The sequence below is a fragment of the Ruegeria profundi genome (assembly GCF_001507545.1).
Taxonomy (GTDB): domain Bacteria; phylum Pseudomonadota; class Alphaproteobacteria; order Rhodobacterales; family Rhodobacteraceae; genus Ruegeria; species Ruegeria profundi.
Window position 1 is genome coordinate 251917 of record NZ_LQBP01000001.1, and the last position, 23743, is coordinate 275659.

Annotated in this window: 20 protein-coding genes and 3 tRNA genes; 13 read left to right on the forward strand and 10 right to left on the reverse strand. The window is 56.5% G+C overall.

All coding sequences use genetic code 11. The features are described 5' to 3' along the window. Nucleotides 1–57: 57 nt before the first annotated feature. A complete protein-coding gene (purN, locus tag AVO44_RS01250) occupies nt 58–654 on the reverse strand; it encodes a phosphoribosylglycinamide formyltransferase (protein WP_068331464.1) in 597 nt (198 codons plus the stop codon). Further along, entirely contained in the window at nt 651–1697 is a 1047-nt protein-coding gene (purM, locus tag AVO44_RS01255; RefSeq protein WP_068332583.1) for a phosphoribosylformylglycinamidine cyclo-ligase, read from the reverse strand. Before purM ends, purN begins: the two co-directional genes overlap by 4 nt. A 354-nt stretch (nt 1698–2051) precedes the next feature. On the opposite strand from purM, the gene AVO44_RS01260 reads away from it, so the two are divergent. Next, nucleotides 2052–2125, forward strand: a tRNA-Ile gene (locus AVO44_RS01260). A gap of 179 nt (nt 2126–2304) precedes the next feature. On the opposite strand, the gene AVO44_RS01265 is transcribed toward AVO44_RS01260, so the two are convergent. Further along, nucleotides 2305–3624, reverse strand: a complete 1320-nt coding sequence (locus AVO44_RS01265) for an ATP-binding protein (protein WP_068331466.1) — start codon at nt 3622–3624, stop codon at nt 2305–2307. A 44-nt stretch (nt 3625–3668) separates the two neighbouring features. Here AVO44_RS01265 and AVO44_RS01270 point away from each other — a divergent pair, with 44 nt between their 5' ends. The 7 genes from AVO44_RS01270 (at nt 3669) to choV (ending at nt 10466) form a co-directional block, all read left to right on the forward strand. Continuing rightward, complete coding sequence (locus tag AVO44_RS01270; protein ID WP_068331468.1) at nt 3669–4583, forward strand: MBL fold metallo-hydrolase; 915 nt, start codon at nt 3669–3671, stop codon at nt 4581–4583. Nucleotides 4584–4660: 77 nt separating this feature from the next. Beyond that, nucleotides 4661–4735, forward strand: a tRNA-Asn gene (locus AVO44_RS01275). Between the two features lie 168 nt (nt 4736–4903). After that, a complete protein-coding gene (locus AVO44_RS01280; protein WP_068332585.1) occupies nt 4904–6208 on the forward strand; it encodes a hemolysin family protein in 1305 nt (434 codons plus the stop codon). Nucleotides 6209–6572: 364 nt separating this feature from the next. Next, complete coding sequence (locus tag AVO44_RS01285) at nt 6573–7259, forward strand: DUF6629 family protein (protein WP_338057212.1); 687 nt, start codon at nt 6573–6575, stop codon at nt 7257–7259. 330 nt (nt 7260–7589) lie between these two features. Continuing rightward, nucleotides 7590–8513, forward strand: a complete 924-nt coding sequence (locus tag AVO44_RS01290; protein ID WP_068331472.1) for a choline ABC transporter substrate-binding protein — start codon at nt 7590–7592, stop codon at nt 8511–8513. 67 nt (nt 8514–8580) lie between these two features. Next, complete coding sequence (gene choW / locus AVO44_RS01295; protein ID WP_068331474.1) at nt 8581–9417, forward strand: choline ABC transporter permease subunit; 837 nt, start codon at nt 8581–8583, stop codon at nt 9415–9417. Continuing rightward, nucleotides 9414–10466, forward strand: coding sequence for a choline ABC transporter ATP-binding protein (gene choV, locus AVO44_RS01300; protein ID WP_068331476.1), 1053 nt, complete (start codon nt 9414–9416; stop codon nt 10464–10466). The genes choW and choV overlap by 4 nt, the downstream gene beginning before the upstream one ends. Before the next feature lie 140 nt (nt 10467–10606). Here the strand turns inward: choV and AVO44_RS01305 are convergent, their stop codons facing one another. Next, the gene (locus AVO44_RS01305; RefSeq protein ID WP_068331478.1) at nt 10607–11527 is read right to left on the reverse strand and encodes an SMP-30/gluconolactonase/LRE family protein; all 921 of its coding nucleotides are present in this window, start codon (nt 11525–11527) and stop codon (nt 10607–10609) included. 66 nt (nt 11528–11593) lie between these two features. Between AVO44_RS01305 and AVO44_RS01310 the strand changes: the two genes are divergently transcribed. Both AVO44_RS01310 and AVO44_RS01315 read left to right on the forward strand, forming a co-directional pair. Beyond that, complete coding sequence (locus tag AVO44_RS01310) at nt 11594–11956, forward strand: winged helix-turn-helix transcriptional regulator (protein WP_233421895.1); 363 nt, start codon at nt 11594–11596, stop codon at nt 11954–11956. Between the two features lie 145 nt (nt 11957–12101). Continuing rightward, nucleotides 12102–12176, forward strand: a tRNA-Asn gene (locus tag AVO44_RS01315). A gap of 17 nt (nt 12177–12193) precedes the next feature. On the opposite strand, the gene AVO44_RS01320 is transcribed toward AVO44_RS01315, so the two are convergent. From AVO44_RS01320 to zwf, 4 genes are all read right to left on the reverse strand, one after another. Then, the gene (locus AVO44_RS01320) at nt 12194–13813 is read right to left on the reverse strand and encodes a long-chain-fatty-acid--CoA ligase (RefSeq protein WP_068331480.1); all 1620 of its coding nucleotides are present in this window, start codon (nt 13811–13813) and stop codon (nt 12194–12196) included. Between the two features lie 137 nt (nt 13814–13950). Continuing rightward, nucleotides 13951–15561: a glucose-6-phosphate isomerase gene (gene pgi / locus AVO44_RS01325; protein WP_205626516.1), complete on the reverse strand. Its 1611-nt coding sequence runs from the start codon at nt 15559–15561 to the stop codon at nt 13951–13953. Nucleotides 15562–15566: 5 nt separating this feature from the next. Beyond that, nucleotides 15567–16238 carry a 6-phosphogluconolactonase gene (pgl, locus tag AVO44_RS01330; RefSeq protein ID WP_068331516.1) on the reverse strand — a complete coding sequence of 224 codons (672 nt, stop codon included), beginning with the start codon at nt 16236–16238 and terminating at the stop codon, nt 15567–15569. Then, nucleotides 16235–17689: a glucose-6-phosphate dehydrogenase gene (gene zwf, locus AVO44_RS01335; protein WP_068331518.1), complete on the reverse strand. Its 1455-nt coding sequence runs from the start codon at nt 17687–17689 to the stop codon at nt 16235–16237. Before zwf ends, pgl begins: the two co-directional genes overlap by 4 nt. 164 nt (nt 17690–17853) lie before the next feature. Between zwf and AVO44_RS01340 the strand changes: the two genes are divergently transcribed. Next, nucleotides 17854–18807 carry a radical SAM protein gene (locus AVO44_RS01340; RefSeq protein ID WP_068331520.1) on the forward strand — a complete coding sequence of 318 codons (954 nt, stop codon included), beginning with the start codon at nt 17854–17856 and terminating at the stop codon, nt 18805–18807. On the opposite strand, the gene AVO44_RS01345 is transcribed toward AVO44_RS01340, so the two are convergent. Continuing rightward, nucleotides 18808–19503 (reverse strand): lipid-binding SYLF domain-containing protein, encoded by a 696-nt coding sequence (locus AVO44_RS01345; protein ID WP_068331524.1) that lies wholly within the window; start codon nt 19501–19503, stop codon nt 18808–18810. It abuts the gene before it with no gap. A 103-nt stretch (nt 19504–19606) separates the two neighbouring features. Next, entirely contained in the window at nt 19607–19876 is a 270-nt protein-coding gene (locus AVO44_RS01350) for an usg protein (RefSeq protein ID WP_068331526.1), read from the reverse strand. Between the two features lie 223 nt (nt 19877–20099). Between AVO44_RS01350 and gyrA the strand changes: the two genes are divergently transcribed. Together gyrA and AVO44_RS01360 are read left to right on the forward strand one after the other, a co-directional pair. Then, nucleotides 20100–22793 carry a DNA gyrase subunit A gene (gene gyrA, locus AVO44_RS01355; RefSeq protein WP_068331528.1) on the forward strand — a complete coding sequence of 898 codons (2694 nt, stop codon included), beginning with the start codon at nt 20100–20102 and terminating at the stop codon, nt 22791–22793. Nucleotides 22794–22978: 185 nt separating this feature from the next. Then, complete coding sequence (locus AVO44_RS01360) at nt 22979–23731, forward strand: ParA family protein (protein WP_068331530.1); 753 nt, start codon at nt 22979–22981, stop codon at nt 23729–23731. The last annotated feature ends 12 nt before the right edge of the window (nt 23732–23743 follow it).

Here is a 23743-nt window from a genome sequence, read left to right on the forward strand (position 1 = left end):
AACCGTAGTGCGGACCATAGGACGATTATGACAGGAGTGTAAATCACCCTGAGAGTTTCAGGGCAGCAACACCGGAGTCCGGTCTCCATTGGCGTATCGGCGCAACACTGCGGGATAAAGCTTGTGTTCCCAAATCAGAACCTTGGCGGCAAGGCTTTCAGCAGAGTCGCCTGCTTCAATCCTGATCCGCGCCTGTCCCAGGATCGGGCCGTCATCCAACGCCGCTGTGACCTCGTGAACCGAACATCCGTGCTCCGTCTCACCGGCCTCGATAGCGCGGGCATGCGTGTTGAGGCCCTTGAACTTTGGCAGCAGTGACGGATGAATATTCAACATCCGCCCCTGAAATCGAGAAACAAAGTCTCCTGTCAGAACCCGCATGAATCCCGCGAGGCAAATAATGTCAGGCTGCGCCTGCTCCAGCGGTTTCAGCAATTCAGCCTCGAATGCCGCACGGTCGCCCTTGAAGGGGCGGTGGTCCACGGCAGCCGTTGGAATTCCGCGTGCGGCGGCCTTTTTCAACCCACCTGCCTCAGCATCGTTCGACAGCACCAAACATGGCCGCGCCGGGTGGTCGCCTACCATGCTGTCGACCAGCGATACCATGTTGGATCCGCCCCCTGAAATCAGGATCGCAACGCGTTTATGGGTCACAACAATTGGCCTGTGTATGCCACACCAGGCGTTTCTGTAACGGTGCCAATGCGGGCAACGGTTTCACCGGCTTCGGCCAGCAGGACGGTTAGTTCGTCAGCACGCTCTTCGGAGCAAACAACGATCATGCCGACGCCGCAGTTGAAGGTTTTTAGCATCTCGGTCTGGTGGATGCCGCCGGTTTCGGCCATCCAGCGGAAGACGGGCGGCAGGTCCCAGGCATTCAGGTTAATCGCGGCCCCCATCCCTTCGGGCAAGACGCGCGGCAGGTTCTCGGTCAAACCGCCCCCGGTGATATGAGCCAGCGCATGCACCCCCCCTGCCCGGATCGCCTGTAGCACTGGCGTTACATACAGCCGTGTCGGCGTCAGCAATGCGTCACCCAAAGCCCCATCGCCAAAAGGCGACGGCGAGTCCCAGTTCAACCCGGAAAGATCAACCAATTTACGGACCAGAGAATAGCCGTTTGAGTGCACTCCGTTTGAGGCAAGCCCAAGCAGGACATCACCCTTTTGCACGTCCGCCGGCAAATGCGCCCCGCGCTCCATCGCACCAACCGAGAACCCGGCCAGATCAAAATCACCATCCGGATACATGCCGGGCATCTCAGCCGTTTCACCGCCGATCAGGGCGCAGTTCGATTGCACGCAGCCCTCGGCAATACCTTCGATGATCCGGGCAGCGGTATTCGTGTCCAGCTTACCGGTTGCAAAATAATCCAGGAAAAACAGGGGCTCTGCGCCTTGACAGACCAAATCATTTACGCACATCGCAACAAGATCAATGCCCACGCCATCAACCACGCCGGTGTCGATAGCGATTCGCAGTTTTGTTCCCACACCATCCGTCGCGGCAACAAGAATCGGGTCTTCGTATCCCGCAGCCTTGAGATCGAACAGAGCGCCAAATCCGCCAAGTCCGCTCATCACGCCCGCCCGGTTCGTCCGTTTGGCCGCAGGCTTGATCCGGTCGACCAGAGCGTTCCCAGCATCAATATCGACACCTGCATCCGCATAGGTGATTCCGTTCTTGCCAGTTGTCATGTCCAGCCCCTCATGAATGGTTCCCGCGCGGGTTAGTCGATTGTGAAGCTTGTTGCAACGGTCAGGCTTGACGCGGCCATCCACCGTGATACGCAAATCCCTCAGGCGGACATGCAGCACAAATGGTCTGAGCAATGCGCTTAAAACGATTTGGTTGAGGTTCTTGCCTTTTTTGGTGGGCATACGTCCGCTGATTGGTTGATCCTGTCGACAAGCAAAAGGCTTTGAGACCGGGAAATCGACGAACTTCTTACTAGCCCGATTGACAATGGAGGGGCTTGCAAGAAAATTCGATCAGATCGATCGATCACCCTTGGCGTCGCGGCAACATTGCTGTAACCAACGCCTGCTCCTGGGGGATTAGCTCAATTGGTTAGAGCAGAGCGCTCATAACGCTTTGGCTGGGGGTTCAAGTCCCTCATCCCCTAGGTGAGCAGCCATTGAAAACAAGGGGGGTTCGCTAAGGAATCATACATCACCTTGCTGCCAGTAACCATCTGTCTCGATTGGGCTTTATGAATTCCAGCCTTTTCATAAGGTGTGGAGCGAATCGAATCCTCGTTCCGCGGTCCCATCCGCTGATGCGGCGAATCTACCGGAACAGCGCCTAGCGACCGATGATGATATCGGCGCAAAGGCCGCCCAAACGCTCACTTTTGCTCAGGCGCAGTACGCCCCCATGGGCGCGCGCAATGTCCGAGACGATCGCAAGGCCCAACCCCACGCCGCTACCCCTGTTCTGATTGCGCGCGGGATCAAGGCGCGAGAATGGCTTGATCGCCTCAGACCGTTGTTCGGGCGGGATGCCGGGCCCGTCATCTTCAACGCGGATGCGCATGGATTTTGGCGTTATAGACAAGCTGATATCGGCGCGTTCACCGTAGCGGACTGCGTTTCCGATCAAGTTTTCCACGGCGCGCCGCATCGCGGTCGGACGCAGCGCAATTGTGCCTTCCCCCTCGACCGAAACAAGGGCAACCACATGCCCTGCTCTGCATGCGTCTTTCACGATTTGCTCAATCAACGCTATCGGCTCAACGGTTTCCGGGGACCCTTCGGTTGTCCCCTGCGAAAACTCAAGAAACGAATCCAACAGTAGCTGCATTTCGTCAACATCTTGCTTCAGGGGCGCGGCTTCGTCCTCGGGCAACATCGACAAGCCCAATTTCAGACGCGTTAGCGGCGTGCGCAAATCATGGCTGACACCGGACAGCATCATGGTCCGCTGCTCCATCTGGCGTTCGATACGAGCGCGCATGTCCAGAAAAGCGCTGCCCGCGGCGCGGACCTCAATCGCGCCGCCGGGCGAATACGGCACCACCCTACCCCGACCGAAAGCTTGCGCAGCTTCGGCCAGCCGTGTGATCGGACGCAACTGATTGCGCATATACAGGAAAGAAATTGTTGTCATGACGACCGCAAAAAACACCATTGTCACGATCAACTGATGCGGCGCCGCCGGGGACAGCCGACGGCGGTCAAACTTCAGTTGCAGCAATCCAAGATCAGTATTGATGTACAACCTTGCTTCCTGACCGCTCGGCAAAGCCACCCCCTCGATATCGGGCAACAATGCCCTCAGGTCGGCCTCGACCCGCGGCGCGATAAAATCATACCAGCGACGCTGCCCGATCATTGGTTCTTCGTTGATACCGAGGAAACTGGCTGTCATGGACAGCGACTGCATATCGGTACGCGCAGCCGCCAGGGCCTCTTGCTGCGTTTCTGCGCCCTCCATCACGCCCACAACCAAAAGAACTTCCCGCGACGCTGCGCGGGTCATTTGTTCGGTGACGTCTTCCAGGTGTTTTTGCAGAAATGCGATCCCGACTACCAGCAATACAACAACCACCGGCAGGACCAGTATCAGCGCAGCGCGAGCATAGAGGCTGCGCGGCATATAGGGTTTGAGCCAATCCGCGGACATGCGCTAAACCTAACGGGCTGTTACGACAAGAGAAAGAGCGCAGAATGCAGGCTCCTGACGATTTCAACCCACCCACTGGCGCTGTTATAGACCTTGCGCCGGGTTTGCGGCGAATTTTGGCCCCGAATCCATCCCCGATGACATATCGCGGAACCAACACATATCTGCTGGGCGCAACCGAACTTGCCGCAATCGACCCCGGACCGTTGAACGAGTCGCATCTGAGCGCGATTCTGGATGCGGTCCAGCCCGGTCAGCGGATCAGCCATATCATCGTCACACACAGCCATCTGGATCATTCGCCCTTGGCGCGTCCACTTGCCGACCGCACCGGAGCACCGGTTCTGGCCTTTGGCGGGCCCGACGCCGGACGCAGCGAAGTTATGGCGGGACTGGCGCAGAACGGGCTAGCGGGCGGAGGTGAAGGCATTGATACCGCTTTCCGCCCTGATATCGAACTGTCAGACGGCGCGCTCATATCTGGTGAGGGCTGGCAGCTTGAGGTGATCCATACGCCCGGTCATCTGGGCAATCACATCGCTTTGGGTTGGGGCGATATCTGTTTTACCGGGGATCACGTGATGGGATGGGCCAGTTCGCTCGTCTCGCCCCCGGACGGCGACCTGACCGATTTCATGACAGCCTGCCACCGCCTGCGTTCACGTGATTGGTCGGTCTTTCACGCCGGGCATGGCGCACCGATCACCGAACCTGGCGCGCGGTTGGATTGGCTAATCAATCGCCGCCTGACCCGCGAGGCGCAAATCTTATCAGCGCTAGAGGATCACCCCGGTACAGCCAGAGATTTAGCCCAGAGAATCTATGTAGAGACTCCAGCCGCCCTGTTGCCAGCCGCCGAAAGAAATGTTTTCGCTCATCTCATCGATTTACTTGGAAAACATCAGGTCTCAGCACAAGGACAGCTTTCGGTAAACGTCGAATTTAAAAGGCAAACCTGAACCGTCATAAGTTTTTTGCGAAATCGTCACTTTCCCCTCTGGACGGGAAAAATCGGGATTGTTATACGCCCCTCAGTTCCGGCGTAGCTCAGCGGTAGAGCAGTTGACTGTTAATCAATTGGTCGTAGGTTCGATCCCTACCGCCGGAGCCAAATTCCCCCCGCTATTCCATTGAGCTGCTTGCAAACTATTTCTTGCCCCCAACACGGGCAACTTCGTCTGCAGCTTTAGAGGCCGCAAAGCCTTTGCAGATGGGGATTGTGACGGATAATCTATCCGGCGCGTTTCCTTGGCTTCGCTTTGGTCAAATTGGTTTTTGCATGTATCTCGAAATTGCTATCCTTCTTGCCCTCATTTGCCTGAACGGCCTTCTGGCCATGTCTGAACTTGCGGTCGTTTCTTCATGGCCCTCGCGGTTACAGACGCGCGCTGAGCGAGGCGACCGTGGTGCGCAAATTGCTTTGCGCTTGGCTGAAGAGCCGGGGCGGTTCCTGTCGACGGTACAAATCGGAATAACGCTTGTGGGCGTTCTGTCCGGCGCATTTTCAGGTGCAACGCTAGGTATCAGAATGGCCGAAGCCCTTCCCGGGCTTGGTCTGCCTGAGCGGTACGCCACCCAAGTCGGCGTCGGGATCGTTGTTGTCGTCATCACCTATTTGTCGCTGATTGTGGGCGAACTGGTGCCCAAACAGATCGCATTGTCCAACCCCGAGGCGGTCGCCTCCCGCGTCGCACCCGCAATGCGGTTTCTGTCGATTGTAGCCCTACCGTTGGTTTGGTTTCTCGATCGGTCAGGCAAGCTGGTGCTCACCGTCTTCGGTCAGTCTGGCCGCCGCGAATCCGGGGTGAGCGAAGAGGAAATCCGAACGCTTATCGCTGAGGCAGAAGGCGCTGGCGTGATCGAAAAAGCCGAGACGGAAATGATCGCAGGGGTAATGCGTATCGCTGACCGGACCGCAAGGGGGCTGATGACACCCCGCCACGATCTTGAAATTGCCGACGCTCAGGAAGACAAGGCGGCCATCCTCGCCCGCTTCCAAGCCTCAGGCCGGTCCCGACTCCCGCTGCGCGACGGTGCCGCAGACGATGTGATCGGCGTGCTGCACAGCCGAGACTTGCTCCACGCTCCGGAAAAAGGCTTCGATGCGCGGGCGTATATGCAGCCGGCAACTATCATCAACGACACGATGCCCGCGATCCAGGTCATCGAACGATTGAAGGACGCGGCGGTTCACATCGTGCTTGTGTTTGACGAATACGGGCATTTCGAGGGGATCGTTACACCGATGGATATCCTTGGTGCCATCACGGGCGGGTTTGACGAGACCGAGCAGGCAGAGCCTAAAGTAATCCAGCGAGACGATGGCTCACTTATCGTGGCCGGATGGATGCCGATCGACGAATTCGCGGATCGTCTGGGCCTGCAACTAAAACAGACACCTCAGTTTGAAACGGTTGCTGGGCTCGTTCTCGATTATGCGGCGAAACTTCCACAGGTCGGGCAATTCGTCGTCGTTGATGGCTGGGTGCTGGAGGTTATCGATATGGACGGGCGCCGCATTGACAAACTTCTTGTGTACAGGACTGAGGAAGCGGCCCCCTCCTACGCTAAAGGTCAGATATGACCCCGGAGACCGCCTTGTGCCAGGCTGACGAACGTAGCCGACGCTCGTTTTTCGATAGTAGGTAAAAAAAGCTGGTGACAGCACATTTCGCCTTCCTCTACGCCTTGCATCCATTATCCGCCGCTAAGGCGAGCACGCACGCAGATTGAGACAAATCAAAGCGATGGCGCGCACCGCCTGCTAGCAACAAAGCGCATTCGGTGGGACGTTGCGGGACGTACTGTGTTCTCTGGCCTGATCCCTCGGGCAAGGCTGAACCGGTCACCATTGGCGTTCCAAGATCAACCGCGAAGACAAAGTTCGCAACCAAGGGACCCCCGCAGCGGCCCGAAAATGAACGGTTGGAGAAGGGAGAGACAGACCTGTGTGCTTTTCAGCCTCTGCAAGTTTTACTACAGCAGCCGTTTTGATGCCAGTCGCCGCAATCACTTTGACAACCGCCAGCCGATACAACCGCAAATACCTTGGCTTTGCGGTCTTCCCGTTGTTTTTTGGGGTTCAGCAAGCTTTGGAAGGCGGGCTTTGGCTTAGTCTTGGACAGGGCGCACCTGAGACTACGCATTGGTTTGCCATCGGCTTCCTCTTCTTTGCCTACTTCTTTTGGCCTTTCTGGGTTCCCCTTTCCGCATATTTTGTCGAACCAAAGCGGCATCTGAAACGCATTTTTCTGATTTTTTCCCTATTGGGCGCCTTGCTTGGGGCTTTCTTGTTCGCCCCCCTTCTGTTTCTGGATGAGCCGCTTCCAATCCATATCGTACATCACTCGATTCACTACAGCTCGCCGCTGATGTGGGATAACGTCGTGCATCGAACGCTCATCCGCGGAGTCTATGCGATTATCGTTTGCGCGCCCATTCTGCTGTCTTCGATCAATGCCGTAAGAATGTTCGGGTATCTGATTACTCTCTCAGTCATTGGTGGATTTGTAGTCGCGCATTATGCCTTCACATCGATCTGGTGTTTCGCCGCAGCCATCCTCTCGTGCTATGTGCTTTTTATTATACGGGAGGCATCCAAAAGCGTTCCAACACACAGACCAAACGAAATCTGAAAGTCGCGTCGTGGATTCACCTGCACGCGTGCCCAAGTGCCGCTGCGCGCGTTCGTGACACGACCGTCCGCTGCATTGCAGAGGGCGGCTTACCGAACTCCGGGGTTTCAGGTTAATTTCAGGACGGCGGGGTTTTGCGTTTCTCGTATTACAGCGGTTGGCTTTCCAGGTTTGAACCGCTAACTGGGGTCCCAAAGTTACAAGGCACTGCCACTTGGAAGCGATTTTGGTCCGGACAGCCGGGCCATCTTCCCGCTGACCGGCTTTCTGCTTGCGTAACAATACAATGACGCATTTACTGAGCGTGAAAAATAATACTGGGAGGCTCAAGTGAGAAAATCAACGCTACTAAGTACAGTCATTGCCGTTTGCGCAGGCGCGGCCTGGGCGGACTGCGATACCGTTACATTCTCGGATGTGGGATGGACGGACATCACCGCGACAACTGCAGCAACGACAACGGTTCTGCAGGCGCTTGGCTATGAAACAGATATCAAGATCCTATCCGTGCCGGTGACCTACACATCCCTTGCCGATGGCGATATCGACGTCTTTTTGGGCAACTGGATGCCGACGATGGAAGCGGACATCGCACCCTACCGCGAGGCGGGAACCGTCGATACGGTGCGCGCGAACCTCGAAGGGGCCAAGTACACGCTTGCGGTGAACCAAGCCGCAGCAGACCTGGGGATCGGTAACTTCGCAGATATCGCCGCGCATCAGGACGCCTTGGAAGGCAAGATTTATGGCATCGAACCTGGCAATGACGGCAACCGTCTTATCCAGGAAATGATCGATAACGATGCATTTGGGCTCAGTGGTTTTGAAGTCGCTGAAAGCTCGGAACAGGGTATGCTGGCACAGGTCGCACGTGCGGATCGGCGAAACGAACCGGTGGTTTTCCTGGGCTGGGAACCGCACCCCATGAACGCCAACTTCCAGTTGACCTATCTTGAGGGTGGTGATGACTGGTTTGGCCCGAACCTTGGTGGTGCGACGGTTTTCACCAACACCTCGGCAGGCTATGTCAGCGAATGCCCGAACGTCGGCAAGCTGCTTGAAAACCTGGAATTCACCCTTGCCATGGAAAACGAGATCATGGGCGCCATCCTTGATGACGGCCAAGAACCCGGCGATGCAGCAAAAACCTGGCTTGCGGCTAACACAGGCGTGCTCGATGGCTGGCTGGATGGCGTCACCACGAAAGATGGCGGTGACGCGATGATGGCGGTCAAATCAGCGCTTGAAAACTAAAGTAAAAAGACGACAAGGAGCCGGGAAACCCCGGCTCTGTTGAGGTCGGCCAATATAGGGGGGCGGCATGGATTGGCTGACCGAAAACAAGATTCCGATCGGCATTTGGGCAAGAGACATTTTTGACTGGATGCAAATCAATCTGGCGTGGTTCTTCGACACGTTGTCGGACCTGATGGACGCGTTGATCGACAGCATCCTTTGGGTGTTGCAAACCCCCCACCCACTGATCATTGTCGGCGTCTTTGCCCTGCTCACTTGGTTATTGCAGCGTAACTGGAAAACCTGCGTACTGGTGGTAATCGGCTTTCTGTTCATACTCAACCAAGGGTATTGGGAGGAAACGACCGAAAGCCTTACTCTGGTGCTGTCTGCCTGTATCGTATGTATGGCTGTTGGCGTGCCGATTGGCATCGCTGCCGCACACCGGCCGAAACTTTATTCCTTTATGCGTCCGGTTCTGGATCTGATGCAAACCCTGCCGACTTTTGTTTACCTGATCCCGGCCATCGTGTTTTTTGGCATCGGGATGGTGCCGGGCCTTCTGGCGACGGTCATCTTTGTCGTACCGGCGCCGATCAGGCTGACCTATCTTGGGGTGTCCGCAACGCCCAAGTCACTGCTTGAGGCCGCGCAAGCCTTCGGAGCGACCGGGCGACAGATACTCTGGAAGGTCGAGCTTCCGTATGCCTTTCCGCAGATAATGGCGGGTCTGAATCAGACGATCATGTTGTCGCTTTCGATGGTCGTCATCGCGGCGCTTGTCGGGGCGGACGGTTTGGGTGTGCCTGTGGTGCGTGCCCTGAACCAAGTCAACACGGCTCTCGGGTTCGAAAGCGGCTTTGTCATCGTCGTTGTCGCAATAATTCTTGACCGGATGCTGCGAGTGGAGCGCAAGAAATGACCCAACAGCCCGCTGTCATATTCGACAACGTTTCCATCGTCTTCGGTGATAACCCCAAAGCCGCGTTACCTTTGATGGATGAAGGCCGAGAGCGTCCCGACATACAGAAAGAAACCGGGCAAATCCTCGGGGTTCACAATTGCTCACTCGAGGTCAAAACGGGTGAGATTCTGGTTCTTATGGGGCTCTCTGGTTCTGGCAAATCGACGCTTCTGCGCGCGGTGAACGCGCTGAACCCGGTCGTGCGCGGCTCGGTCACGGTCCACGATGGGGAGTGGAGTTGCAACGTCACATCTGCTGGGGCTGAGGACCTTAGAAAGGTGCGTCGTGAATGCGTATCGATGGTTTTTCAGCAGTTTGGCCTCTTGCCCTGGCGCAGCGTGTCAGAGAATGTCGGACTTGGCCCGGAACTGGCAAAACTGCCAAAGGCGGAACGTAACGAGCGGGTGAAGAAACAGCTTGAGCTCGTCGGGCTGTCCGATTGGGCGGACCGTCGTGTCGGCGAGTTGTCAGGCGGAATGCAACAGCGCGTGGGACTGGCCCGCGCCTTCGCGACTGAAGCGCCAATCCTTCTCATGGACGAACCTTTTTCGGCGCTGGACCCACTTATACGCACCAAGCTTCAGGACGAACTTCTTGAGCTTCAGGCGCGCATCCGCAGGACGATCATCTTCGTCAGCCACGACCTCGACGAGGCCTTCAAGATCGGCAACCGCATCGCGATCATGGAAGGCGGGCGGATTGTGCAATGCGGGACTCCGCGCGAGATTTTCACCCAACCGGTCAATGATTACGTCGCCGACTTCGTGGCGCATATGAACCCGCTTGGCGTTTTGTCGGCTGCGGACGTCATGGAGCCCACATCCGGTGAGCCAACGGAAACAGTGCCCGAAGACACCGCCATCGTGGACCTGATGGATGTGCTTGCCAATAACGACGCTACAATCGGGGTCACGCAGGACGGAGCGCTGGTAGGACAAATCACACAAGGCGCTTTAATCGCGCGGCTCGTCGATCCCAGTGGCGCGGCAAAGACCTCAGACAATTAACGTTCTTGGCTGTCCATCCCGGCGACGAACGACATAGGATCGACAAAGTCCACATCGTTGCAGTTGATGACCCTTTCTTGCGCCTCGACCCAAGCGAACGGCGCAACCGGCTCAGACTCTCACCGCGAAAGCCCCCGGCATCAGAACAGCAATGCTCCGGTGGTAGGCAGAAGGACGGAATAGACACTTGTCGATGCGGTAATGAACAATCGGTTGCGCTTCGGCCCACCAAAACAGACGTTTGAGACCTCTTCGGGGATGAATATCTTGCCCAGCAGTGTCCCATCGGGGTGATAGCAATGAACGCCATCTTTGGCGCTGGTCCAGATGCGATCCTGGGTATCGATCCGGAACCCGTCAAAGACGCCTGCTTCGCATTCCGCAAATACCTCCCCGCCTGAAAGACTTCCGTCGGCGCCGACGGAGAATGCCCGGATATGGTGTTCACCGCTGGGATAGCGGGTGCCGCCGCTGTCTGCGATATAGAGCGTCTGTTCGTCTAGCGAGAAGGCAAGGCCATTGGGGCAGGCAAAGTCACTTGTCACCTTTGTAATGTCACCGGTTGCAGGGTCCAGGCGATAAACATGCTCACCATCGAGCTCAGATTCGGCTTGAAAGCCTTCGTAATCCGACTCGATCCCATATGCCGGATCACTGAACCAGATCGTACCGTCAGACCGCACAACCACGTCATTCGGGCTGTTGAACCGCTTTCCCTCAAAATGGCTGGCCAAAGTCGTGACAGAACCATCATGCTCAATCCGAGTAACACTTCGCGTTCCATGCTCGCACGCCACGATCCGCCCTTGGCGGTCGAGCGTGGACCCGTTGGTATAGCATCCAAGGCCCGAGCGGATGTCTGCAACAGCCCCTGTCAGTTCATCCCAGCGAAGCCTTCGATCATTAGGAATATCGCTCCAGATAAGGGAACGGAACGCCGGGGAATAAACGGGCCCCTCGGTCCACTTACCGCCCGTCCAGATTTGTTCTATTGGCTCATCCAACTTGATGCTGCGCGCGAACCTTTTATCGCGGATTTCGTAGTTTTCTGTCTTAGTCATTGGAAGCGTCAGTCCAGTTTGCTATAAAATCCATAGCTACATAAATCACTATAGAAAGTATAGCAAGTGACCAAGATACCAGTTCCAGGGCAGCCCGTGCGGGGATCAAAAAGCGGTGCGCCCATTATGGCGTTGTTCGATCTTATTGGACGGCATTGGGCCATGGGTGTGATTTGGACCCTTAGCGAAATCGGACCATGCACGTTCAGAAAGCTGCAAGAGGAATGCGAAACAATCTCGCCCGCGGCTTTGAACACACGCCTCAAGGAACTGCAGGCAGCAGGTTTCGTGCATCGGGTAGACGCCGGATACGCGGCAACGGATTTGGGCTATCGTCTTTACGCGCACCTCCGCCCTCTGGGCGATTTCAGCAAGGAATGGGCAAAGCACTTAACCGCGCCGGACGACCAAAGCAGGTCAGCATCTTAACTTTGCGCAGCGAGTTGGCCTATCCATTCGGTGCACAAGTGCATCTGTGACCAGCACTAAGTTGAGCGCGTTAGCGTTTTTCGACTAAAAATCTTTTGCACCCTCTGGACGGCGCAGAAACGGGTTGCTATACGGCGCGGACCGTTCCGGCGTAGCTCAGCGGTAGAGCAGTTGACTGTTAATCAATTGGTCGTAGGTTCGATCCCTACCGCCGGAGCCATTTTCAACTTTCCCCGATCAGTCCGCCAAGGCGTTTTCAAACTCTGAGCGTAGTTCGCGTTTTAGAACTTTTCCCGTAGCATTCAGCGGCAGGGCGTCCACGAACACAACTTTATCCGGCACTTGCCACTTGGCGATCTTGCCGTCGTAAAACGACAACACATCCTCTTCGGTTGGATCCTCACCCTCGGCTTTGACGGCGACCAAAAGCGGGCGCTCGTCCCATTTTGGGTGGGGAACGCCCACAACCGCCGCGGTCGCGAGTTGGGGGTGCGCGACTGCGATGTTCTCTAACTCGACCGAGCTAATCCACTCTCCGCCTGATTTGATGATGTCCTTGGACCTGTCGCGGATTGTCATGTACCCGTCAGGGTCAAGCGTTGCGACATCACCCGTTGCAAACCACCCATCCCGAAGCAAGTCTTCATCCTGCATCTGGAAGTAGCTGTCCAAGACCCAGTGACCCCGAACCATAAGGTCGCCCTGGGTCTTGCCGTCATGTGGCAAATCATTCCCATCATCGTCGACGATCTTCAATTCGACGCCATAGCACGGTCGCCCTTGGCTCTCCCTGACTTTATGTTGTTGTTCAGGCGGCAACTGGCGGTGTTTGGCCAATGGGTGATTTGCCGTACCCAACGGGCTCATCTCGCTCATACCCCAGGCGTGAATAGTGTCGACGCCATAGGTTTCACGAAAGGTTTCAATCATTGAAGGCGGGCATGCGGCCCCGCCGATCACTGTCCGTTCAAGGCTGGCCAGTTTGCTGCCGGACTGTGCCGCATAGGCCAGCAGTCCCTGCCAGATCGTAGGCACCCCCAGCGCCAAGGTCACCCCAAATTTGTCAATCAGATTCACCAGAGCTTCACCGTGCAGATCTGGCCCCGGTAGAACCATGCGTGATCCCGACATCGCACAGGCATAAGGCGACCCCCAAGCATTTACATGAAACATCGGAACCACCGGCATGACCACATCCATGGCCGAGTAGCCAACAACGTCGCGCGTGTTCGATCCAAAGCTGTGCAGCACTGTTGAGCGGTGCGAATAAAGTACACCTTTCGGGTGCCCGGTCGTGCCTGAGGTGTAGCACAAGCTGGAGGCAGTGTTTTCATCAAAGCTGGGCCATTGGTATCCTGCATCGCCGGTTGCAATCAGGTCGTCATAGAACTTCACATCGGGAATCTGGGCGATTGCATCCTCGTTCCTTGGCCCCATCAGAACGAAATGCTGCACATTCGGCAAATGCGCGTGCAGGGACGCAACCAGTGGGATAAAGGTGGCGTCAAAGAACAGAACCCGATCTTGCGCGTGATTGATGATATAGTTCAATTGCTCAGGGAACAGCCGCGGATTGATCGTGTGGCACACAAATCCAGCTCCGGACGTTCCGTAGTATATCTCAAGATGCCGTCGGTTGTTCCAGGCCAATGTTCCGACCCGCGCTTGCGGTTCCAGCCCCAGCCCGGCCAGTACAGATGCCAGTCTCCGCGCGTTTTCTGCGATTTGGGCCCAACTGGTATCAGTCACTGTGCCATCGGTTTCGACTGAAATTATCTCGGTCTGACCATGGTAGCGTTCGGCGTGGTCAATCAGTGACGAGATCAGCAAGGGCTGCGTCATCATCTGTCCCAGCATGGGCCTTCTCCATTTTTTATTCCCGACGCGCATCGGGTGTTTTGCTTTTTCTAAGTTGGAACCCTGCCAATCATTTAATTGTCTGACAATAAGAGATTTGGGCTTTCCCCATGCGCAATCTTGTTACCATCGACAGCTTAGCCCCGGTGGCGCAGTGCGTAGGCGACCAAAGCCGCGGTCGATCCATCCTTGCCGCTAGCGGTTTCTTCACCATCGACGATTGGACCTAACGAGGTCGCAAGCTCTTTGCCCAATTCGACACCCCACTGATCGAACGAGTTGATCCCAAGCAAGACGCCTTCAACAAAAACGCGATGTTCGTAAAGGGCAACGATCTGACCAAGTACGAATGGGGTCAGCTTTGGGAAGATCAGGGTTGAAGACGGCCGGTTCCCCGGGAAAACACGATGACGGGCCTGCCGATCCAACTCAGCGCCAGTCAGCCCGTTTTCCGCCATGCGCTGACGCGCTTCGTCCAGTGAGCGACCCCGCATCAGCGCCTCGGACTGCGCCAGACAATTGGCCAATAACAGGCGATGGTGGTGGGTCAGTTCCGGTTCATGCCCCTGTGCGGCCACCATGAACTCGCAAGGGATCACGTCCGTGCCCTGATGGATCAATTGATAAAAAGCGTGCTGGCCGTTGGTGCCGGGTTCCCCCCAAACAACGGGGCCAGAGGCAATGGTCAATGAGCTTCCGTCCATCGCGACAGACTTGCCGTTGGACTCCATTTCAAGCTGTTGGAAATACGCCGGAAGCCGCAGCAAACGTTGATCGTACGGCAAGACAGCGCGGCTGGCATGGCCCAGAACCTGACGGTGCCAAATACCGACCAAAGCCAGCATGACCGGCATGTTCTCTGCCCAATCGGCGGCGCGGAAATGGACGTCCATCGCCTGCCCGCCACGCAGGAAAGCGTCGAAGGCGTTCGAACCAACCGCGATCATCACCGGCAATCCAACCGGTCCCCAGACAGAGTATCGTCCACCGACCCAATCGGCAAAGCCAAATACACGCTCGTCTGGGATACCAAAGGCCTTGGTCTTGTCCACGGCGCTGGACACGGCAGCGAACTGCATGCCCGGATCACCTCCGCCGTCTTCCATCCAGGCGCGCGCCGTTCGGGCGTTGGTCATGGTTTCGATCGTAGTAAAGGTTTTGGACGCTACAATCACCAGCGTCCGCGTCGGATCAAGCTGGCGCAACGTATCGGCAATATGCGCCCCGTCCACGTTTGAAACATAATGCACCCGTGGACCATCGTGATACGGGGCCAACGCGTGGGTTGCCATCACAGGGCCAAGGTCCGAGCCACCGATGCCGATATTCACAACATCGGTAAAGCTGCCCCCTGCCCCGGAAACTGCGCCACCGCGCACCTCTTCGGCGAACACGCGCATCCTTTGCAGCGTGTCCAAAACGTCTGGCATGACATCAAGCCCATCGACCTCGATTGGTCCACCGTCCAGGTTACGCAATGCCGTGTGCAGAACTGCACGCCCTTCGGTTTCATTGATCTTTTCGCCCGCAAACATGGCTTCGCGCCGTTCACCGAGGTTAGCTGCTTCGCACAGATCGGTCAGAGCGTCCCGAATTTTATCGTCGATCTGCGTCTTGGAATAGTCAAACAGCAGATCACCAGTGGACGCTGAAAACGTCTCGGCTCGGTTCATGTCCTTGGCGAACAGATCAAGGATTGTCCGCTCTTTGCTTGCAGAAGCCAGCGAGATGAGGGGGTCCAGTTGCATAATGCCTACTCCGCCCAGTGAACAGTCATACCGCTGAGAACTGCGGCGATTGGAGCCTCTTCCGGCGGCAAGGACATAGCGCGATCCAACGCGTCCCGTTTCGCGGCACCGAATATGATCAGGTGTTTCGATAACGCACCATCCAACACGGGCGCTGTCAGGGTGATCCGAGCTTCGGGCTGAACTTCGGTCCGTGCGATGGCCAGAGGGGGCGCGTTGCTGTCTAACGCGGCCTCAAGCCCCTCCATTCCAGGGAACAGGGACGCGGTGTGCATGTCTTCACCCATCCCAAGAACCAGCACGGACAACGGTCTAAGTGGAGCGATCAGGCTTTCGAGTTCAGGCAATACATCCTCGGGGTCCTTACCCGGCACATAGAGCGGAATGTACTGCGCCACAGAGGCCCGGTTGGTCAGCAACCGCTCGCGGATCAGTCGCTCATTCGAGCGTTCGTGATCGCCCGGCACACATCTTTCGTCTGTTGGCAGAACCTGCACGCGATCCCATTCAAGGTCCGCCGCACAGAGAACGTCGAAAATCGGGCCGGGCGTGGTTCCACCCGGCACGGCCAGTGACACCAGGTCGTGATTCAGCAAGGCGGATTCCAGATTGCCGGCCAGAACGTTCGCAACGTCGATGGCCAGCATGTCCCGGTCAGCGTATTCTTGTAGTTTCATGGATTAATCCCTTGCCAGCGGCGACCGTCTCGTTTCATCAGCAGCTCGGCGTCGCCCGGGCCTGTACTGCCACTATCATAAGGTTTGGGAACGTCCCCTCGCGCCTGCCAGCCTGCAATAATCGGGTCGGTCCAAGCCCATGCGGCCTCGACCTCATCCCCGCGCATGAACAGCGTCTGGTTGCCGCGGATGACATCCATTACCAGCCGTTCGTAAGCGTCAGGCGGGTCTTGGTTTTCCGAGCCCAGTGCCTCGGCAAAACTCATATCCAAAGGCACATCGACCAAACGCATCCCGCCCGGACCCGGTTCCTTGATCGTTACCTTCAAGGTGATGCCTTCGTTTGGTTGCAACCGGATGGACAACACATTGGCATGTCGCCCGGCATCAGCGCCAAAAATCGAATGCGGCGCGTCTTTGAACATCACGTTGATGACCGAGGACCGTTCGATCAGTCGCTTACCTGTGCGCAAGTAGAATGGTGTCCCGGCCCAACGCCAATTGCTGACATGCGCGCGCAGGGCCACATAGCTTTCCGTGGTCGAGCGCGGGTTACCTACGGTATCCCGATAGCCCGCCCCGCTCGGCCCCGCATCAAACTGGCCGCGTACGATGTGGTGCGGTTCAACCGGATCAAGCGCGCGGATGACCTTGAGCTTTTCATCGCGCACTGCATCGGGATCGAATTTTGCCGGAGGCTCCATCGCGATCAAGCAGAGGAGCTGCATCAGGTGGTTCTGCATCATGTCGCGCATGGCCCCCGCGCGATCATAATACTCCTCACGCCCGTCAATACCGACGGATTCGGCAACCGTGATCTGGATGTGATCGACATACTGGCTGTTCCAGAGCGGCTCGAACAGCATGTTGCCGAAACGAACCGCCATCAGGTTCTGAACCGTTTCCTTGCCCAGATAATGATCAATCCGGTAGATTTGCCCTTCAGAGAAATGCGCGGCCAGTGTCGCGTTCAGGGCCCTCGCGCTTTCCAAGTCGTGACCGAATGGCTTTTCGACGACGATCCGTGTTTTTGGCGTAGCCAGATCATGATGCTTGATCCGCTCGGCCAACTGGCCAAACAGTTGCGGCCCCACCGAGAAGTAAAAGGCCCTTACCCGGTCATCGGCCAGCTTGGCCGCTAACCTATCCCAAGCGGTGTCCGAAAGCGCATCCAGCGGAACATAGTCGACCCGTTGAAGGAAGGTATTCAGCGCGTCGGCGTTCCGCGATTGTGCTGGCGCATGGCTGCGCAACGACTCTGCGACGACTTCACGGAACGCATCGGGGGTATACTCAGCCCGGGCCGCACCGATAATCTGTGCATCATCGGGCCATTGACCCGCGCAAAACCGCCGGAACAGTGCCGGAAGAATCTTGCGCTGTGCAAGATCGCCGGTACCGCCAAAGATGACCAAATCAAACGGGTCCACAGGTATGACACGAGAAACCATGTGTTTTCCCTACCTTACCCCTGCTGTCATGTCTAATGTTAGCGCAATCATTTCTGAACTTTTTTCCGATCTTCAAAACTCTGTCAGATGCGGCCTGATGCCCTTAACTAACCTACCCCAAAGCGCTAAGTCGATTGCTAGCCTTCAAAGAACCGGATACTCGAATGAAAGACAACGCCCTTCAGGCTGCCAATATCGGCAAGTTTCAGGACAGATTAGTAACAGCTGACGGGCAAGCGCGGGCGTCCGTTCCACTGCGCAATCCAGAAACGCTTTGGTTCAATACGGGCACGTTGTGCAATATCCAATGCGTCAACTGCTATATCGAAAGCAGTCCGACCAATGACGCGCTGGTATATATCTCGGCGGACGAGGTGCGGGACTATCTGGAGCAGATCAAAGCCCGCAACTGGCCGGTGCGCGAAATCGGCTTTACTGGGGGTGAGCCGTTTATGAACCCCGAAATGATCGACATGACCCGCGCGGCGTTAGAACGCGGCTACGACGTGTTGATCCTGACCAACGCGATGCAACCAATGATGCGCCGAAAGATGCGCGAAGGCCTGCTTGAATTGCAACGTGACTATGGTGACAAGTTGACCTTGCGGATTTCGGTCGACCACTACCGCCCTGAATTGCATGACGAAGAACGGGGCAAAGGCAGCTTTGCCAAAACCCTGACCGGCATGAAATGGCTGCGCGACAACGGGTTCAACATGGCCGTTGCTGGCAGGACCGTGTGGGGTGAGAGTGACGCAGAGAGCCGAAACGGCTACGCCGCCTTCTTTGCTGAGCACGGTTTTAGTATTGATGCGCAGAACGCAAGCGAGACCGTTCTGTTCCCCGAAATGGACGAAACCGTCGAAGTTCCCGAAATCACGACTGCGTGCTGGGGTATTCTGGACAAGTCACCTGATGCGCTCATGTGTGCAAGCGCCCGCATGGTGGTAAAACGCAAAGGCGCAGACAGACCTGCGGTTCTGGCGTGCACGCTACTGCCCTATGCGCCCGAGTTCGAGATGGGACATACCCTGGCCGAGTCCGAGGCCGACGTACATCTCAACCATCCGCATTGCGCCAAGTTCTGCGTTCTGGGTGGGGCAAGCTGCTCGGGCTGATCAATTCAACTCGGGCGATTTCCAAAACTTCGTGCCTGAAGCGGCGGCTGATACGCGCCAGCCTTTCTTGCCCAACACGAAGAATGACCGTCCGTCGGTAAAGCGTACGGTCTCACTCGTCCGGTCCTCACCATGCATTGCATCGGTTCCGGCAGTGGCGTCATATCCGTGTTCAATGAATTTCTGTAAGTCGACCTGCGTTTCGAACATGATCACGAACTTGCTCTCGAACCCGCCGATACCCATGGCTGCGCCAACACCACCCGTTCCCATGTTCATATAGATGCGCTCCCCAGTTTCTTTCGAGACGGCAACCCCGCGCCCATAACCGGCAGAGACCGGAAACACCGTCACTTTGCGCGAGTCGAAAACTGCATATCCGGCGCTGATGGCAAACAGGCTGTCGGCCTCGGGATTTTCAGCCAACAATTGAAACAGAACCTCGTCGGCCATAAGGTCCAACTTGACGCGGGTTTCTTCCGGTGTGGCTTCGTTCGTCACCAAATCGGCAGTGGAACTGACTGTTTCATCAACCGCGTTGGCGCCTTTTTCAAGCGTTTCTCCTACGGCTTCGGCCCCACGCCCAATCGCGTCAGCCGTACCTTCGGCACCCTTTTTGATTTTATCCAGAACACCTTGGGCAAAAACAGGCCCGGTGATGAAAAGGGCAGCGGCTAGGAACAGATATCGGAGCATAAAGCGACGCCTCAGGTGACCACTTATCTGGTCGTCACTTTAACCCAAAAACAAATTTTAACAGCATCTCAATTCCCACCGGTCAAAATTACCGGTCGGAAATCTAGTTCAATCTGAATTCACCCACCATGTTCCGCCACTCGCCGGGCGCGATCATCTTGCGGTGCGTGAACCGGACCGAATGCAGTGGACCTTCAATTTCACGCTGCCAGAAATCAATGAAATCAAACAATTTCGGATGGTCCGGCGCCAGATCGTATTCCTGCCAGATAAACGTGTTCAAAACGTGGATGTAGTCGGGCATATGGTAGAAGAATTCCGCCGTCGTCAGCCCGTATCCCTTAAGCATCAATTCGGTTTCGCTTTGCTTCATGCAGACCTCCAATTTTCGTGCAAGGCCCGTTAAGATTACCACAAAAACATCCTAATCCTTGGATAACAATATGTTACTCTGGTGTTACGGGGTTTTTCGCACACAAAAAGGATGCTTGCTTGCACCTTATGTGCCGGGTCTGATAAGGTGCATCCACAAGATATAGACCCTGCACAAAGAACGGGCAGTTTACGTGAGCGATACGCCAGAAACCCCAGAAAACATGGATGAAACCCCACCCGAGCGGCCCGTCTACGATGGCCCGACGGTATCCATCGAATCCGAGATGCGCACGTCCTATCTGGATTACGCCATGTCGGTTATCGTCTCGCGCGCGATCCCTGATCTGCGCGATGGGCTCAAGCCCGTACACCGGCGCATTCTCTACGCCATGCACGAGACGGGAAATACACACGACAAAGCATACCGCAAATCCGCCCGACCCGTTGGCGATGTGATGGGTAAGTACCACCCTCACGGCGACAGCGCGATTTACGACGCGCTGGTGCGGATGGCGCAGGATTTCTCGATGTCGCTGCCTCTGCTGGATGGTCAGGGCAACTTTGGTTCGATGGACGGCGATAACCCTGCCGCCATGCGATACACCGAAGTGCGGATGGACAAGCCTGCCGCCGCCCTGCTGGCAGACATCGAAAAAGAAACGGTTGATTTCCAGGACAACTATGACGGCAAAGACCGGGAACCAACTGTTCTGCCCGCCCGCTTCCCAAACATGCTGGTCAATGGGGCTGGCGGTATTGCCGTGGGTATGGCTACGAATATCCCGCCGCATAATCTGGGAGAAGTGGTCGACGCCACTTTGGCTCTCATCGACGACCCGGACCTAACGTCAGAGCAACTGATCGAATACGTCCCTGGCCCTGACTTTCCAACCGGCGGTGTGATGCTCGGCCGCTCTGGCGCGCGCAAGGCTTATCTGGAAGGCCGCGGCAGCGTCATCATCCGCGCCAAGACCCGCGTGGAAGAGATCCGAAGGGACCGCTATGCGATTGTAGTGGACGAAATCCCGTACCAGGTGAACAAAGCTGCGATGATCGAAAAGATCGCCGAGGCGGTGCGCGAAAAACGTATCGAAGGCGTGTCTCATGTTCAGGACGAATCCGACCGCAACGGTGTCCGCGTGGTGGTTGAGCTAAAACGCGACGCAACACCCGAGGTGGTTCTGAACCAGCTCTATCGATTCTCACCGATGCAGACGTCCTTTGGCTGCAACATGCTGGCGCTGAATGGTGGCCGGCCAGAACAACTGACCCTCCGCCGGTTCCTGACCTCGTTCATCGATTTCCGCGAGGATGTCGTCGCCCGCCGCACCGCATACGATCTACGCAAGGCGCGCGAACGCAGCCATATCCTGTGTGGTCTGGCCGTGGCCGTCTCGAACGTGGACGAAGTGGTTGCTACGATCCGCTCGTCTGCAGACGCTGCCGAGGCGCGCGAAAAGCTGATGACCCGCCGTTGGCCCGCCGCCGAGATCGAGGGCTATCTGCGCCTGATCGACGATCCTCTGTCCAAGATGAATGACGATGGCACCTATAATCTGACCGAGGTTCAGGCCCGCGCCATCCTTGACCTGCGTCTGCAACGCCTGACCCAAATCGGCGTCAAAGAGGTCACGGACGAGCTGGAAGACCTGGCCGCCAAGATCAAGGAATACCTTGATATTCTGTCCTCACGCGAACGCATCATGTCGATCATAGCCGATGAGCTGCGCGATGTGCGCAACCAGTTTGCTGTGCCGCGCCGCACCGAGATCGTCGACTGGTCCGGCGATATGGAAGACGAGGACCTGATCGAGCGGGAAGACATGGTCGTGACCGTCACGTCCGGCGGCTACATCAAGCGTACGCCTTTGGCTGATTTCCGTGCGCAAAAACGCGGCGGCAAGGGCTTGTCGGGTATGCAGACTAAAGAAGAGGACGTTGTCACCACCCTCTTTGTTGCAAACACCCATACGCAACTGCTGTTCTTCACGACGGAAGGGATGGTCTACAAGCTCAAGACCTGGCGCCTTCCACAGTCCAGCCGGACGGGTAAGGGCAAGGCCATCGTGAACATTCTGCCGATCCCAACCGGTGTTTCCATCGCGGCGATTATGCCCGTCGATGTGCCGGACGAAGAATGGGAAAACCTGCAGATCGTGTTCGCCACCAGCGCTGGCGACGTGCGCCGCAACCGCCTGTCGGATTTTACCAATGTCCGACGCAACGGCAAGATCGCGATGAAACTGCCGGAAGGTGTGGAACTGGTTAACGCACGCATCTGCTCGGAAGATGAAGATGTGATGCTGGTCACCAATTCGGGCCGCGCGATCCGGTTCCGAACAACGGATGTGCGCGTGTTCAACTCACGCGAATCCACCGGCGTTCGCGGCATCAAGCTGACGAATGGTGACCGCGTTGTGTCGATGTCGGTGATCCGCCACTTTGAAGCGGGACCGGACGAACGGGCAGCCTACCTCAAGATGCGCCGCGCTGTGGCGGGAATCGCTGACGACGGCGAAACCGATGAGGATGAAGCGGCACCAGGCACCATCACGCAAGAACGTTATGCCGAAATGTCTGCTGCAGAAAACCTGATCCTGACGATAACTGCGGGTGGCGCAGGTAAGCTCAGCTCCAGCCACGATTACCCCGTTCGCGGGCGTGGTGGTATGGGCGTGGCCGCGATGGACAAGGCCATGCGCGGCGGTGAACTCGTTGCCTCATTCCCGGTGGAAATCGATGATCAAATCATGCTTGCCACCTCAAAAGGCCAATCAATCCGGGTGCCGGTCGACGGTATCTCATTCCGGTCCCGCAGCGCGGGCGGCGTCAAGGTGTTCAACACCGGCAAAGGCGAAGAAGTCGTCAGTGTCGCCTGGATCGCCGATCAGGGCGAGGAAGAAGCCGACGAATAAACTCAAGGCCCCAAAGCACCTGTTTTGGGGTCTTCCGTTTCCCGTAAGGTCATAATTCGCGCCATACGCCCGACTATATACGCAATATTTCACTCCATACATTGACTTGGTGCACGGTGCGCACTGAAACTCGCTGTCAGATCGGTTTGTGATTATCTGTTGGTGTGTGTGAGGTGCGATCCAAAATGAAGGTTATTGCCTGCTATTCCAACAAGGGCGGAGTGGGTAAGACGGCAACTGCAGTCAACCTTGCGTATTCCCTTTCAACGGCAGGCGTAAGGACGCTGTTGTGCGACCTCGACCCTCAGGGCGCGTCGGGGTATTATTTCCGCCTTAAACCTTCTAAAAAGCTGACCGAAGCACGGTTCTTTGACGATGCCAAACAGGTGCGGAAGGCGATAAGAGAGAGCGACTTCGAAAACCTCGACATCCTGCCGTCAAACCCAAGCTATCGTGAATTCGACATTCTGCTTTCACAGATGCGCGCGGGGCAGTCCCATTTGGGCCGGGCTTTGTCGGGGGTTGAAAAAGACTATGAGGTTGTCGTGCTGGATTGCCCGCCGAACCTGTCGCTTTTGTCCAGCCACATCTTTGAAACGGCCGACGCAATTGTCGTGCCGGTCATCCCCACAACTCTGTCTCAGCGTACGTTGGAGCAGTTGATAAAAGTGTTCAGGAAAAAGAACCTTCCGACAAAAAAGCTCCACTGCTTCTTTTCGATGGTCCAGCGAGCTAAGAACCTGCATCAGGACACGATCGCGGACATGAGAACTGCATATGGCAAACGGTTTCTCACGGCCCAGATTCCGTTTGCGTCCGACGTGGAAAAAATGGGGGTGCACCGGGCCCCGGTCATGGTGACGGCGCGTAGCAGCCCCGCAGCCCGAGCCTATGTATCGCTTTGTGAAGAGTTGATTTCTCGAGTCTTCAAAACCTAGACAGACCAGTCA